This is a genomic window from Phycisphaerales bacterium, assembly GCA_035627955.1.
Taxonomy (GTDB): Bacteria; Planctomycetota; Phycisphaerae; order Phycisphaerales; family UBA1924; genus JAEYTB01.
In genome coordinates this window covers 19,515-33,445 of record DASPKU010000018.1, presented here as the reverse complement: position 1 = coordinate 33,445, position 13,931 = coordinate 19,515, and the positions used below count along the sequence as shown (strand labels likewise).

15 protein-coding genes are annotated in these 13,931 nt (G+C 68.9%); 10 read left to right on the top strand and 5 right to left on the bottom strand.

The genetic code is table 11. From position 1 onward, the window contains the following. Positions 1 to 60: 60 nt before the first annotated feature. Positions 61 to 282 (bottom strand): hypothetical protein, encoded by a 222-nt coding sequence (locus tag VD997_14600; protein HYE63222.1) that lies wholly within the window; start codon positions 280 to 282, stop codon positions 61 to 63. Between the two features lie 170 nt (positions 283 to 452). Next, on the bottom strand, positions 453 to 1,886 hold the full coding sequence (gene sthA / locus VD997_14595) for a Si-specific NAD(P)(+) transhydrogenase (protein ID HYE63221.1): 1,434 nt from the start codon (positions 1,884 to 1,886) through the stop codon (positions 453 to 455). Between the two features lie 115 nt (positions 1,887 to 2,001). On the opposite strand from sthA, the gene VD997_14590 reads away from it, so the two are divergent. From VD997_14590 to VD997_14580, 3 genes are read left to right on the top strand one after another with little or no spacing between them, the layout of a single operon-like run. Beyond that, positions 2,002 to 2,886 (top strand): type III pantothenate kinase, encoded by an 885-nt coding sequence (locus VD997_14590; protein ID HYE63220.1) that lies wholly within the window; start codon positions 2,002 to 2,004, stop codon positions 2,884 to 2,886. A 27-nt stretch (positions 2,887 to 2,913) separates the two neighbouring features. Beyond that, positions 2,914 to 3,282, top strand: a complete 369-nt coding sequence (locus VD997_14585) for a hypothetical protein (protein ID HYE63219.1) — start codon at positions 2,914 to 2,916, stop codon at positions 3,280 to 3,282. Continuing rightward, positions 3,279 to 4,232 (top strand): GTPase, encoded by a 954-nt coding sequence (locus VD997_14580; protein HYE63218.1) that lies wholly within the window; start codon positions 3,279 to 3,281, stop codon positions 4,230 to 4,232. The genes VD997_14585 and VD997_14580 overlap by 4 nt, the downstream gene beginning before the upstream one ends. A 126-nt stretch (positions 4,233 to 4,358) precedes the next feature. Here VD997_14580 and VD997_14575 read toward each other — a convergent pair whose 3' ends face one another. Further along, entirely contained in the window at positions 4,359 to 5,087 is a 729-nt protein-coding gene (locus VD997_14575; GenBank protein ID HYE63217.1) for a YbhB/YbcL family Raf kinase inhibitor-like protein, read from the bottom strand. Positions 5,088 to 5,255: 168 nt separating this feature from the next. Here VD997_14575 and VD997_14570 point away from each other — a divergent pair, with 168 nt between their 5' ends. The 5 genes from VD997_14570 to der are packed head-to-tail and all read left to right on the top strand — an operon-like array spanning position 5,256 to position 10,367. Next, positions 5,256 to 6,341: a hypothetical protein gene (locus VD997_14570; GenBank protein ID HYE63216.1), complete on the top strand. Its 1,086-nt coding sequence runs from the start codon at positions 5,256 to 5,258 to the stop codon at positions 6,339 to 6,341. A gap of 7 nt (positions 6,342 to 6,348) precedes the next feature. Further along, positions 6,349 to 7,014, top strand: coding sequence for a sigma-70 family RNA polymerase sigma factor (locus VD997_14565; protein HYE63215.1), 666 nt, complete (start codon positions 6,349 to 6,351; stop codon positions 7,012 to 7,014). Beyond that, entirely contained in the window at positions 7,011 to 7,547 is a 537-nt protein-coding gene (locus VD997_14560) for a hypothetical protein (protein ID HYE63214.1), read from the top strand. Before VD997_14565 ends, VD997_14560 begins: the two co-directional genes overlap by 4 nt. A 34-nt stretch (positions 7,548 to 7,581) precedes the next feature. After that, on the top strand, positions 7,582 to 8,601 hold the full coding sequence (locus tag VD997_14555) for a N(4)-(beta-N-acetylglucosaminyl)-L-asparaginase (protein HYE63213.1): 1,020 nt from the start codon (positions 7,582 to 7,584) through the stop codon (positions 8,599 to 8,601). A gap of 56 nt (positions 8,602 to 8,657) precedes the next feature. Continuing rightward, complete coding sequence (gene der, locus VD997_14550; GenBank protein HYE63212.1) at positions 8,658 to 10,367, top strand: ribosome biogenesis GTPase Der; 1,710 nt, start codon at positions 8,658 to 8,660, stop codon at positions 10,365 to 10,367. 104 nt (positions 10,368 to 10,471) lie between these two features. Here der and mutY read toward each other — a convergent pair whose 3' ends face one another. Next, on the bottom strand, positions 10,472 to 11,536 hold the full coding sequence (mutY, locus tag VD997_14545) for an A/G-specific adenine glycosylase (protein HYE63211.1): 1,065 nt from the start codon (positions 11,534 to 11,536) through the stop codon (positions 10,472 to 10,474). Between the two features lie 34 nt (positions 11,537 to 11,570). After that, positions 11,571 to 11,846: a NifU N-terminal domain-containing protein gene (locus VD997_14540; protein HYE63210.1), complete on the bottom strand. Its 276-nt coding sequence runs from the start codon at positions 11,844 to 11,846 to the stop codon at positions 11,571 to 11,573. Positions 11,847 to 11,993: 147 nt separating this feature from the next. Here VD997_14540 and cdaA point away from each other — a divergent pair, with 147 nt between their 5' ends. Continuing rightward, on the top strand, positions 11,994 to 12,872 hold the full coding sequence (gene cdaA / locus VD997_14535) for a diadenylate cyclase CdaA (GenBank protein HYE63209.1): 879 nt from the start codon (positions 11,994 to 11,996) through the stop codon (positions 12,870 to 12,872). 3 nt (positions 12,873 to 12,875) lie between these two features. Beyond that, positions 12,876 to 13,919, top strand: coding sequence for a hypothetical protein (locus VD997_14530; GenBank protein HYE63208.1), 1,044 nt, complete (start codon positions 12,876 to 12,878; stop codon positions 13,917 to 13,919). Positions 13,920 to 13,931 lie beyond the last annotated feature (12 nt).

Sequence of the window (13,931 nt, the reverse complement as noted above, 5' to 3'; positions counted from 1 at the left end):
CCGATGGTAGCAGTTTTGGGTGGCCGTGGCCCGAAACAGGGCCGGGCGAGACCCCGGGTTTCAGCGCTTCTCGTCGTACCGCACCTCGTCGTACTTTGTGGCAGTGCTGGGCTTGCGGCCGAGCATGCCGTCGACGGCGCGGTCGGCGGCGGTGTTGCTGCGGTACTCGGTCTGGGTGCGGGTGCCGACGCCGCCCAGGCCCTTCGTGGCGACGGTGCGGCGGTAGCAGCCGGGGAGGACAAGGAGAGAAAGGGCGAGTATGGCGAGGAGGAGCCGGGGCATAGGGGGATGTTACCGCGAGTGACGTTCGGAACGAGCCCGGAACCTTGGTGACGGGTCATCGGTGGCAGGGGCGATGTGAGCAGCACCCGCTCGCTTACGCTCGGGGCTCGTTGCGAACGGCAGCACCCGGTCACTTCGTTGGGGGCTCGTTACGATCGGTACTTAAAGTTCTACACGTGCCGCAGTTTGTTGAGGCCGTTAAGGGCCGCGACCTTGTAGCACTCGGCGAGGGTGGGGTAGTTGAAGACGGTGTTGACGAAGTACTCGACGGTGGCCTTGAAGGCCATGGCGCACTGGCCGATGTGGATGAGCTCGGTGGCGTTGGTGCCGATGATGTGGACGCCGAGGATTGCGTGGGACTCCTGGTGGATGAGGAGTTTCAGCATGCCGAGGTCGTCGCCCAGGAGCTGGCCGCGGGCGATCTCCTTGTACTGCGCGATGCCGGCCTCGTAGGGGATGCCGTCCTGCGTGAGCTTCTCCTCAGTCCAGCCCACCATCGAGATCTCGGGGATGGAGTAGATGCCGTAGGGCAGCAGCTCGGCGGTAGTCTCGAAGCGGGCGCCGAACATGTGGCAGGCGGAGAGGCGGCCCTGCTCCATGCTGGTGGAGGCGAGGGCGGGGAAGCCGACGACGTCGCCCACGGCGTAGATGTGGGGCACCGCGGTCTGGAAGCACTCGTTGACCTTGATGCGGCCGCGGTTGTCGGCGGTGAGGCCCGCGGCCGCGAGGTTGAGCCTGTCGGTGGCGCCCTGGCGGCCGATGGCGTACATGAGGCAGTCGGCGCGGAGGGTCTTGCCGGACTCGAGCACGGCCTCGGCCATGATGTTGTTGTCGGCGCGGGCGCCGGCGGGGGCGTCCACCTTGCGGATGGAGACGACCTTCTCCCCCATCCGCAGCGTGACGCCCGCCTGCCGCAGGTGGTACTGCAGGGCCTCGATGATCTCGGCGTCGACGAAGTCGAGCAGACGGGGGCGGCCCTCGATGAGCGTGACCTTGACGCCCAGCATGGCGAGCATGCTGGCGTACTCGGTGCCGATGACGCCCCCGCCCACGATGATCATGGAGTGCGGGAGCTTCTTGAGGGTCAGCAGCTCGTCGGAGGTGATGACGTCCTCGTGGTCGAAGGGGATGGTGGGCGAGCGGGCGGGGGTGGTGCCGGTGGCGATGACCACGTTCTCGGCGCGGATGAGCTCGGTCTGGTGCTCCCCCACTACTTTGATGGTGTGCGGGTCCTCGAAGGAGGCCCAGCCGTTGATGAGGGCGATGCCGTTGCTGGCGAAGTGGCCGCGGACCAGGTCGACCTCGGCGCGGATGATGGGGCGGCAGGCCTCCCACAGGTTGGCGAGGGTGGAGTCCTTGGAGTGGGCGGCGGCCTCGGAGGTGCCGGCGCGCCGGCCGATGCCCGTGCCGACGCGGCAGTGGCCGAGGTTGAGGATGGCCTCGCGCAGGGCCTTGCTGGGGATGGTGCCGGTGTTGACGGCGACGCCGCCGATGCTGCCGTAGCCCTCGACCACGCACACGGACTTGCCGAGCTTGGCCGCCTGGATGGCGGACTTCTGGCCCGCGGGGCCGCTGCCAATCACGAGGAGGTCGAAGGCACGCATGGGGGCGAGTGTACGTGAACGGGGGCTTAGACGTTTCGGGTTCGCGGAGCACCGGGAGGGCAAGACATAGTGACGAAGACGTCGCCATGGCACGCAGAGGCACTACCCTCGCGGCATGGCAGAAACCTCTCAAGGGCACCTGTTGGCGGTGGCGGTGGGCAACACTCGGACGCGCTTCGGCGTCTTCCACGGGGATGAGCTCTCCGACCAGCAGTCGTTGCCCAACGCGGATGTGGCGGCCCTGGTCCAGGCGGTGCTGAAGGCGGCCGAGGGCGAGCACGGGGTGTCGATCGTGATCGCCGACGTGAACCCCAAGGTCGCCGACCAGCTGCAGAAGGCTCTCGAAGACGCGGGCGAGGAGAACGTCTTCCGCATCGGGCGGGATATCGAGATCCCCATGACCCACTCGCTGGAGGACGGCAGCACCCTGGGGCAGGACCGCCTGCTGTGCGCCTTCGGGGCCTTTGCCCGGGCCAAGCAGGCGTGCGTGGTGGTGGACGCGGGCACGGCGGTGACGGTGGACTTTGTCGACGGCGAGGGCGTCTTCCACGGCGGGGTGATCGCCCCGGGGCTAAACATGATGCTCCAGGCGATGCACGAGAAGACGGCCAAGCTGCCCGCCCTCGCCTACCAGACGCCCGAGCGCGGCGGGGCGCTGCAGATCGGGGACGCCAAGCGCCCGCAGGGTGAGGTGGTTGACGAGGGGCCTGCGCAGCCCAGCGTTCCCAATCCGTTCGGCAAGGACACGAAGAACGCGATGCTGCTGGGCGTCACCAACAGCGTGATTGGTCTGGTGCGGTACACGGCGGAGCAGTACGCTGAGTTCTTCGGGGCCTACCCGCAGGTGGTGGCGACCGGCGGGGATGCGCCGGCGCTCTTCGGGCAGGAGGCCACCGAGGGCGGGGGGGTGGTGGAGTCGATCGTGCCGGACCTGCAGCTGATCGGGATCCTGGAGGTCTGCCGCGCGGTGGAGGAGATGCGGGCGAGCGGGATGGAGTGACGGCAGGGGTGCTTTGGGGGCGCGGGAATGTACAGGGTGCTATGGGAGCTGCCCGAGCCATCGTCGACGCGCGTGGGCGCGGAGATGCGGGTGCTGCGCGGGCGCAGCCAGACGCTGTCGATTGAGTACCCCTACGCGGTGGTGGAGATCGCGTTCGAAGGTGTGGAGCAGTCGGTGTGCACGCACGTGACGAGCTTGCGGAGGCGGGCCCTGGACGCGCAGGACAGGTTAGTGGAACTGCTGTACTCGCGGTGGCGGGCGAGCGCCCAGAAGCACTTCAACGGCAAGGACCCAACCAAGCTGCGGCACCTGCGGGTGTGCCTGCACGGCGGGCCGTGCTATGACCTCGTGTGCACCGGGTACACGCACCGGGTGCGGTGCGAAGGGCTGCGGTGACGCCCGGGCGTGTCGATGCGGTGTGGTCGTTGCTCACGCCGCCAGGCACCGGGGCAGTCGCCATCGTGCAGTTGCACGGCGATATTGACGGAGCCCTACAGGCGTGCGGGCTTGCGCGCGTGCGCGTCGGCCAGATCGCGCTGCGGGACTTGATGGGCGTGGATCGGGGGCTGGTGGCGCGGGTTCGTGCGGATGTGTGCCAGCTGATGCCGCACGGCGGCGTGGCCGTGGTGCGGGAGTTGTGCCGTCTGCTGGTCGATCGCGGGGTTCGGGAGGAGGCATCACCGGATCCGCGGGTGCTGTACCCCGAAGCGCGGTCGGAGGTAGAGGCGCGGGCGCTGGCGGTGCTCGCGAGGGCGGCGAGCCCGTGGGCGGTGGACCTGCTGTTGGCCCAGCACGCGTTGTGGGCGGAGGCGGGGACGGCGAGCGACCCCGAGCGCGACCGCGTGCTGCGGCGGCTCATCGACCCGCCGCTGGTGGTGGCGTTCGGGGCGAGCAACATCGGGAAGTCAACGCTGGTGAATGCGCTGGCTGGAAGGGGCGTGTCGATCGTTGCTGATGAGCCTGGGACGACGCGCGATCACGTAGGCGTGATGCTCGACCTCGGGGGCGTGGTGGTGCGGTACGTGGACACGCCCGGCGTGCGGGCGGGGGCGGGGGCGGTCGAGCGCGAGGCGCTGGCGAACGCAGTGGAGCTGGCGGTGGGCGCGGACTTGCTGCTGTGGTGCGGCGATGCGGGGTCGGGGCTGGTGGAGCTGCCCCTGCCGCTGGCAGGATTGCCGCGGGTGACGGTGGCGCTGCGCGAGGACATGGGGCGGGCGGGGTTCGAGGCCGAGGCGCGGGTGAGCGCTGCGCGGGGAGAGGGGCTGCCCGAGCTCGCGGGGGTGGTGCGCGAGCGGCTGGTTCCGCGGGAACTGGTGGAGCGGCGTCAGGCGTGGCAGTTCTGGTGACCCCAGTGAAAAAAAGCACCGAGATGAAGGCATCTCGGTGCACACGGTGCAATGAGCTGACTGCTGAGACGAGGTTGGCCGCCAATCCGGGACTTCGCCCAGGGCGGCTCAGTCCCGGCGTCGTGTTTACCGCTCGTTGGTGCCGATCAGCACGGCCTCGGCGATGACGTGGCCCTTCATGGCTTCCTCCAGCTCCTTGCGGGTGGCGCCGGGCTTGAGGTCGAGAGTCTTGTCGAGGGCGTAGAGCTTGAAGTTGTAATGGTGAACGCCGGCACCCTTGCGGGCCGCGGGACCGAGGTAGCCGATCTGGCGGAAGCTGCTCGTGCCCTGAGTGATCTTGACGGGGGTGGTGAGCTCGGCGTTGTCCTTGCCGTTGGGCAGGCCCTCGGGCAGTTCCTTCACGTCCGCCGGGATCTTGTACACCACCCAGTGCACGAAGTTGCCGGCGTCGGGGTCGAACATCACCAGCGCGAACTCCTTGGTCTCGGCCGGGGCGCCCTCCCACTTGAGGGCGGGGGAGATGTGCTTCTTCGTGGGGTCCGCGGGGTCGCCGTCGACCGTGTGCTTCTTGGGCATCTGCTTGTCGTGCTCGATGCTCGGGCTGGTGAGCTTCAGGCCCGACTTCTTGGTGTCGGGCTTTTTGTCGTCGGTCTTGGGGTTCGGCGTGGGCTTGTCGGTCGGCTGGCTGCTGGGGGTGTCTTTGGGCGCGTCCTTCTGAGCGGGCGCCTTCGCGGGATCGTTCTGCTTGGGCTGGGGCTCGGACTTCTTCTCAGGCTGCTTGGGGGCGGGTTGAGCGAGGGCCAGGGAACCCGCGGCCAGTGCGGCGAGGAGGACGGCGACGGTGGTGTGCTTCATGGGCGAGAGCGTACTCGGACGCAGAGCACCATGCCAAGGGCCACGATGAGGGGGCGTGCGTTCGGCGGGCGTGGGGTAAACGTGGGGTAACATGGGCGGCCCGCGGGCGTATCTATGGATACCGCCGCGGGCGGTGCTGGAGGTTGGCTGATGCGGGTACACGGGAAGTTGAGGCGCTGGGCACTTGTGGGCGCGGCTGGCTGCGCAGGGCTCCTGTGCACCGCGCTGCCGGTGCTGGCCGGGCCGCTGAATCGCGCTCTTGTGGACCGCGACGCGAGCTGGCTGGTGCACGTTGACGCCGAGGCGGCGCAGCGGTCGTCACTGCACGCGTTCATGCTCAGGCGTCTGGACGAATCCGACAAGGCGAAGCTGGAGGAGTGCCGCAAGCGCTTCGGCATCACGCCCGCGGATATCAAGGGGCTGACGGTCTACGGCTTCAGCGTGGCCGAGGACGGGGTCGCGGTGATCACGACCACGGGAAAGGCCGACGAGCTGGCGGTGAAGCTGCCGACGGCCGGGCTGGAGGACTTCAAGACGCGTGTCGAGGGTGCGGTGCACTACTTCTCCTTCAAGCACGAGGGGCAGACCTTCCACGCGGCGGTGCGGCCGTCGGGCGCGCCCGATGAACGGCTGGTCCTCATCGCCGGCACCGCCGGAGCGCTGGAGAAGGGGCTGAAGGTTGCGGCTGGCCTGGCGCCCAGCCTCTCCGGGGAGGTGCAGGCCAACAACCTGCTGGCGACCGCGGAGCCGGATAGGGCCTCGATCGTGTTTGTTGTGGCGCGCGATATGGCCAACGACCCCCAGGCCAAGGCGAACTTCCTGCGGAACGCAAAGGGCGTGGTGGTGGACATCGGAGAGACCGGCGAGGGGGCGCGCGAGGTGTACGCGAACCTGACCCTGACCGCGACCAACGCGAAGGTGGCGGAGGAGCTCCGGCAGACCTGCCAGGGCATGATCGCGCTGGGCACCATGCTCGCCCGCGAGAACAAGGCGGATGGGATTGTCGAGTCGCTCCAGGGTGTGAAGGTGGTGCTGGACGGCGATAAGCTCTCGGTGACCGGACGCGAAAAGTCGGACGCGGTGCTCACCAAGCTCGAGCGGTTCATCGTGGAGATGGAGAAGTCGGAGAAGGGCGCGTCGATCGGCATCAAGCGAGAAACCAGGGACGCAGAAGAGAAGGACGCGCCGGAAGCCGCGAACACCGCCAAGGGCGCCACGAAGGAGCCGGTCGGCAGCCCTGCGCCCAAGCCCTAACCCGCCTGTGACGCTCGACTCTTCCAGCCCCAGCATGGAGGCCAAGCCCGCGTCGATGAAGACGCCGGAGCAGCTGGCGGCGCGCGCGGCGGAGGGCTCGCTCGAAGCCTTCGGCGAGCTGGTCAAGCGGTTCGAGGTGCGGCTGTTCAACTTCCTGCTGCGGCGCACCGGCAGCCGCGCCGATGCGGAGGACCTGACGCAGGAGGCGTTCATCAGGGCGTGGGAGCGGATCCAGCGGTACGAGCCGCGCTGGCGGTTCTCGACGTGGCTGTTCACGATCGCGGCGCGTCTGGCGGTGAGCCACCACCGCAAACGGCGGCCGACGCTGCGGTGGATCGAGGAAGAGGACAGCGACGCGCCAACGCCGTTTGACCGCGATGACGACATCAATAGCGGGGCCAAGCTGTGGCGGCTGGCGGGCAAGGTGCTGACGCCCGAGCAGCACACGGCCCTGTGGCTCCGCTATGCCGAGGACATGGGGATCGACGAGATCGCCGCGGTGCTGAAGAAGAGCCAGGTCGGTGTGCGGGTGATGCTGTTCCGCGCGAGGCAGCTGCTGGCGGAGCAGTCGCAGCGGGAGCAGGAGGCATCGCGCGTCTACGACGCCAAGGCCGGGATGAGGGCCCCCGTGCTGCGCCGCGGCGACGAGGGTCTGGCAGGGAGCTTGTCATGAACGAAGTGCAGAGTGCCAACGTTGTGTCCGCCGTGCTGGATGAGGGCTACCCCGGCCCCGTTCCGCCCGAGTTCGCGGAGCAGGAGCGTGTGCACGCGGCCCTCTCGAACAAGCGGCAGTTGACGTGGGCCAAGCCGAGCCCCGAGCTGGGGGCGCGGATCATGCTGCGGGCGAGCCTGGTTCGCCCGGCCGCGAAGCCGCGCCGGTGGCCGCTGGCGATGGCGGCGGGCGTGGCACTGGCGGGTGGGCTGTCGTGGCTGGTGGTGCTGCAGGCGTCCAGGCCGGCGATTACGCCGCAGCCGGAGCAGCCGCAGCAGCGGTACGCGGACGCGACACCCGTTCGCCCCGTGCAGTCGGCCCCCATCGACCTGTCGCTGCTGACCAGGCTGCCGGCACGCTCCGAGCCCACGATCGTCGCGTCCTTCGAGCAGCCGCTGATGCGCGAGGTCCAGGCGCTGAGCGAGGACACGCAGCGCGGGATCGACGTTGTGATGTCGAGGCTGCCGGTGGGGATGTCGTTCGCGTCCAAGTAGGCCGGCATGCGGGCGGCGCTGGTATCGTGCCGGCATGAGCACGCCTGTCCTGGTCGGTTCGTGGAATGCGGGGCCCGCGGCGGCGCGGGCGTTGGAGTTGGCCCGCGCGGGCGAGCCGCTCTTGAAAGCGATCGTCGCGGGCATCCAGATCGTGGAGGACGACCCCGAGGAGATGTCCGTCGGCTACGGCGGGCTGCCGAACGAAGACGGCGAGGTCGAGCTGGACGCGGCGGTGATGGACGGGCCGCGCCACAAGGCTGGCGCTGTCGCGGGGCTGCGCCGCATCCGGCACGCGGCCGGGGTCGCGTACGAGGTGCTCCAGCGTACGGACCACGCGCTGCTCGTGGGCGAGGGCGCGTTCAGGTTCGCACGCCAGCTGGGTTTCCCCGAGGGAGACCTGAGCACGCCCATGAGCCGCGAGGCATGGCTGCTCTGGAAGGCGGGGCTCTCGCACAAGGACGCGTGGCTGAGCGCGGATGAGTCGCGGAGTGAGTTCGGTCGCGCCCGCTGGGCGGGGCACGTCGACAACCCCGAGCCGGGCCGGCCACCGCACAACCCACCCCCCGGCGCAAGCGGCGGCTCCCCCACCGCTCCCTTCACGTTCGGCACCATCCATGTATCAGGCCTGGACGCGGCGGGCGACCTCTGGGCGTGCACGAGCACCAGCGGGCTGTCGTACAAGATCCCCGGGCGCGTGGGCGACTCGCCCATCGTGGGAGCGGGGCTGTTCGTCGACAACGCGGTGGGCTCCGCGGGCGCGACCGGACGCGGCGAGTCCACCCTGCACACCTGCGGGGCGTACGAGGTCGTCCGTGGCATGGAGGCGGGGCTCGCGCCGGTGGAGGCGTGCCTGGCAGCGCTGCGGCGGATCGCACGCTTCACCCGCGAGCCGCGCCTGCTCAACGACAAGGGCCAGCCCGGGTTCAACGTAACCCTGTACGCCCTGCGCAAGGACGGCGTCGTAGGGGCCGCGGCCATGCACGCGGGGTACCAGTATGTGGTGCAGCGGGGCGGCGAGGCCCGAGTTGAAAACGCACCACCGCTGTTCGGGTAATCAGGGCCTGAAGGCACGATCATGAGAACATGATCGTGGCACGCGTACGATGGGACATGCCCATCCCCCGTGTCGCCATTGTCGGTCGCCCCAACGTGGGCAAGAGCTCGCTGATGAACATGATCGCGGGGGCGAAGGTCTCGATCGTGGACCCTACCCCCGGCGTGACCCGCGACCGCGTGACCGCACTGGTGGACCTGCAGCCGCCGTACCGGGGCGGCGTCGTCAAGCCGGTCGAGTTCGTGGACACCGGTGGGTTCGGCGTGTATGTGGCGGAGGGGCAGCGGTTTGACGAGGTAGGCGAGGACCTTGCGAAGCTGACGCCGGGGATCGAGAGCCAGATCGAGGCGGCCATCGGCGACGCGGACCTCGTGCTGTTCGCGATCGACGCCCAGGCCGGCATCACACCCCAGGACGCGGAGATCGCCAAGCTGCTCCGCGAGGGGCGGCTGGGCGGGAGCAAGACCAGGAAGGGCGGCAAGGGGGAGAAGACGGCCAAGGCCGCGCCCAAGAAGCGGCCGCCCATCCGCATCGTGGCGACCAAGGTTGACGGCCCCAAGTGGGAATCGCACGCGGCCGAGCTCGCGGGGCTGGGGTTCGGCGAAGCGCTGCCGGTCTCGAGCAAGAACAACTACTTCCGGCGGGACTTCCTCGACGCGGTCTACGAGATGCTACCGGAGCCCGCGAAGGACGACGAGAAGCGGGCAGCGGCGGACCTGCAGATCGCCATCATCGGCAAGCGCAACGCTGGGAAGAGCACGCTGGTGAACACGCTGGCTGGCGAGCCGCGCATGATCGTGTCGGAGATCGCCGGGACGACGCGCGACGCCGTGGACGTGCGTTTTGAAATGGACGGCAAGTCGATCATCGCGATCGACACCGCGGGGCTGCGGCGGAAGCGCTCCTTTCAGAACATGATCGAACACTTCGCGTTCGACCGCGTGCAGCGGGCGGTGGACCGAGCGGACGTGATCCTGCTGCTGATCGACGGGACGGAGAAGATCAGCCAGGTCGACGAGCAGCTGGCCATGATGGCGCAGAAGGCGTTCAAGCCGGTGATCATGGTGGTCAACAAGTGGGACCAGGTCGAAGGCAAGCCCGACCGCAAGGGCAAGCCGATCACCACCGAGACGTTCCAGACGTACGTGCGCAACGAGCTCAAGGGGCTGTGGTTCGCGCCGATCGCGTTCGTCAGCGGCCAGAGCGGGCGGAACGTGCGGAACACCATCGAGCTCGCCTTCGAGCTGCGGCAGCAAGCCAGTGAGCGCGTCACGACTGGCAAGCTCAACCGGCTGGTGCGCTCGATCATCGAGAAGCGCGGCCCCACCGACATCAAGGGCACGTTCGCCAAGGTCTACTACGTCGCTCAGACCGGCATCGAGCCGCCGACGATCACGCTCGTGGTCAACAAGCCCGACCTCTTCACGCCCAACTACCTGCGCTTCCTGATGAACCGCTTCCGTGAGGAGCTGCCCTTCAGCGAGGTGCCGATCCGTATCGTCATCCGCGAGCGCCGCCAGCGCGAGGGCGACCTTGCGGATGCGGGCGAAGAGGGCGAGGCACGGGTCAGCCGCGGCCGCAAGGGCGTGCACGAACGCATGGGCGCCCGCAAGAGCGTGCCGGTGGGTGAGGAGTCGCTTGATGAAGAGGGCGGCGAAGAGCTGCTCAGCGATGAGTTCTCCGAGGTCGTCAACGTCGAAGGTGAGGAGTTGGAAGAGCTCGGCGATGACGCGGCGGAGTACTTCGACGACGAGGATGACAAGTAGCGCTGACGAAACCGGGGCTGAGCCTCTCTGGGTGAATTCGCGGATTGGCAGACCGCTCACCGCGCGACCATTCGCCGCCGATCCGGGTCTCCGGCGAGGCCGCCTCAGTCTCGGCTTCGTCGCGTGATTATCCGACGCTGGGGGTTGCCCATGGCGAGCTTGGCCGCGTCTACGGGCGTGAACCATCGGCGTGCGGCGGCAGGGACACTCGCGGCCTCGTAGACCGTGAATTGCACGTCGCGATGCGTGGTCGTGTGCACGAAGGACTCGATGCGCGTCAGCCCTTCCGCACCGAGCGCCGCCGCCACGGCCTTGCGGGTCGGCAGCTTGCCGGGTGACTCGAGCGTCGGCGGCTGCCACATGCCCGCCCACAGGCCGGTGTCGGGCCGCTTCTCCAGCAGCACGCGGCCGCGATGGTCACGCACGACGACGCAGGCCATGTGCAGGGCCGAACGCTGAGCAAGCACCTTGGGCGCGGGGATCTGGCCCTGGAGCCCACGCGCCCGGGCAGCACACTGCGATGCCACCGGGCACTGGTCACATCGGGGGTTCGCGGGGGTGCAGACCGTCGCGCCCAGCTCCATGAGCCCCTCGTTGAACGACGCGATATCGCGCGACTGAGGGGCAAGCCGCTCCGTCTCTTTCCACGTCCAGGCCATCCCTGACTTCTGGTCCATCTGCTGGCCGCGGATGCGCAGGAGCACGCGGGCCACATTGCCGTCCACGATGGGCTCGGGCCGATGGTACACCATCGAGGCGATCGCACCAGCCGTGTAACGGCCGATTCCGGGCAGCTTGAGCAATGCTGGAACATCGGCCGGGATCACGCCCGCATGCCGCTCCACCACGCCCTGCGCACACGCGTGCAGGTGCCGGGCCCGCCGGTAGTACCCCAGCCCCGACCACTCGGCCAGCACCGCGTCCAGCGGCGCCGCCGCGAGGGCCTGCACGGTGGGGAATCGCCGCATGAACGCGTCGAACTTCTCGATCACCCGCGCCACCTGCGTCTGCTGGAGCATGACCTCGCTGACGAGCGAGCGGTACGCGTCACGCCGCCCCGTCGCAGGGTCGACCGCCCGCCAGGGCAGCTCGCGTGCGTTGGCACGGAACCACGCCACGAGCGCCCGGTCGAGCGCAGAGTCGTCGGCTCCAGCGGCCGGGATCGCCAAGGCGCGCCGCTTCCGATCCGGCTTCGTGGCGACACTACTCCGCCCCACTCATCACCTTCTTTACACCGGCCTTGATCGCCTTCCACTCCGCCGCGGGCGCCTTGCTCACCGTCACCCAGCCTGCCCCGATCAGCACCCCCACCACGCCCGGCACCCCCATCATGGCGGCGCCGAGCGGGTCACCGGCCGCGGCCTCCGCGGTCTGGTACGAGCGGATGCCGCTCCCACCCGCGGGCGGCGGGCGGTCGAGCACGCACTTGAGGGCGTTGGGGTTGGGGGTGTCCTGAAACTCGACGACGTCGTAGCCCAATGGGGTCGCTCCGGGGGCATCGATGGTAGTAGAAGTCTTGCCACCCCTGATCGCCCGATGGATAGTGCCGACTAAAGTTGGCCGAACACCCGCGCCTGACCGATCAAGCGGGACGAAAGCGTCCGTAGAGCCACTGGGGACCGACCGTTGCAACTGCCGCAGCGCATCCAGAGCCTGATCGAGCGACTCCAGACGTACAACGTCTTCGAGGTCGGCCTGGAAATGCTGATCATCGGGGTGTTCGTGTACGCCGTGTTCCGCTTCGTGCGGGGGACCCGCGCGGCCGGCGCCCTCAAGGGTCTGCTGGTGCTGCTGGTGCTGGTCACCGTGGTCTCGCGCGTCATCGGCGGCGGAGCGAGCTTCCAACGGCTGGGGCTGCTCTATGACCGCTTCGTGGCACTGGTAGCCGTGGCCCTGATCGTGATCTTCCAGCCAGAACTGCGGCGTGCGCTGGTGCGGCTTGGCGAGACGCCCTTCTTCCGCTCGACGCCCAAGGACATCGCATATGTAGCCGGCGAGATCGTCGCGGCCGTGAGCTACCTGTCCAAGTCCAAGTTCGGCGCGATCATTGCGATTGAGCGAACCATCGGCCTGGCGGGCCTGGTGGAAGGCGGGACAACCCTCAACGCCGAACTCACGGCCCGGCTGCTTCAGACCATCTTCTTCCCCGGGTCGGCCCTGCACGATCTGGCGGTGATCGTGAAGGGCCGGACGGTTGCGGGCGCGGGTGTGCAGCTGCCACTCGCCGAGCCGGCGGAGATGCCCGACCCCACGCTCGGATCGCGCCACCGCGCGGCCGTGGGGTTGAGCAAGGAGTGCGACGCGGTGGTGATCGTGGTGAGCGAGGAAACCGGGCTGATCCGCCTGGCGGAACGCGGGCGGCTGTCGGAGCCGCTGACGGTTGACGAGCTGCGGCGGCAGATCGAGGTGCGGCTGACCCGCTCGCTGCGGGCGCGGAAGTCCGAGCCGGTGCACCATGACGAGCATGCTCATCAGAGCGCGACCGGCGCGCAGGGGGAGCACTGAGGCATGTGGAGTGCGATCCGCAACGGCGCACTTGTGTTCCTCGTGACGGCCATCATCTGGTTCTTCGCGGAGGCAGAGAGCCTGCGCTCGGCGGTGGTGCGGAGCGTGGAGGTGTCCTTCGAGCCCGAGGCCGGGTCGAAGTACGTCGTCGGGTTGAGCCAGGACACTCCGGGCGTGCGCGGGACGAGCGTGCGTGCGGACATGATCATCGAGGGGCCGGCGGCGGCGCTGGAACCGATGGAGCGGACGCTGCGGCAGCCGATCGTGGTCTCACCGGGGATGGACGGGCTGTCAGTCGATCCGGGGCGGCACACGGTGGACCTCGGGGCAGTCCTCGCGAACCACCCCAAGCTGCGGGGGCGCGGCGTGACCTTCCGGAGCCTCTCGCCCGAGACGGTCGAGGCGACCGTCGATGAGCTGGTCACCCGCACGGTAAAGGTCACCGTGGAAGTGCCGGGGGCGGAGCTCGAGTCTTCGCCGGAGTTCAAGGTGACCAGCGCGCAGGTGACGCTGCCGAGTGCTCATGCCGGCAAGATCAACGAGAGCACCGCGGTGATTGCACGGGTCGAACCCGCGGCCCTGACGCGCCTGACGCCCGGGCGCAAGGAGGCCGTCACCGGCGTGCGGCTGCTGGCGCCGCCCGAGCTCGCGGGGGTGCCGCGCCTGAAGATCGATCCGGCCACCATCGACGTGACGCTGACCCTGCGGAGCAAGACGTCGACCATCCGCGTTGCGAGCGTGCCGGTGCACGTGCGGATTGCGCCCGGCGAGCTCAACAAGTGGGAGATCGAAATTCCCGAGCAGGACCGGTTCCTGACTGACGTGACGGTCACCGGCCCCGGCGACCTGATCAAGCAGATCCAGGACAAGGCTCTGCCGGTGGTGGCGACCGTGCACCTGAGCTTCGAGGAGCTCGAGCGCGGCATTCCCAGCAAAGAGGCCGTGTTCTCGGAGTATCAGACGGGGCTGCGGTTCGATGTCGCGGACCGGACGGTGCGCTTGAAGATCAAGCGGCGTGAGGCGCCCGCCCCGACCACGCCGCGGTGAGGGGGCCCCGGT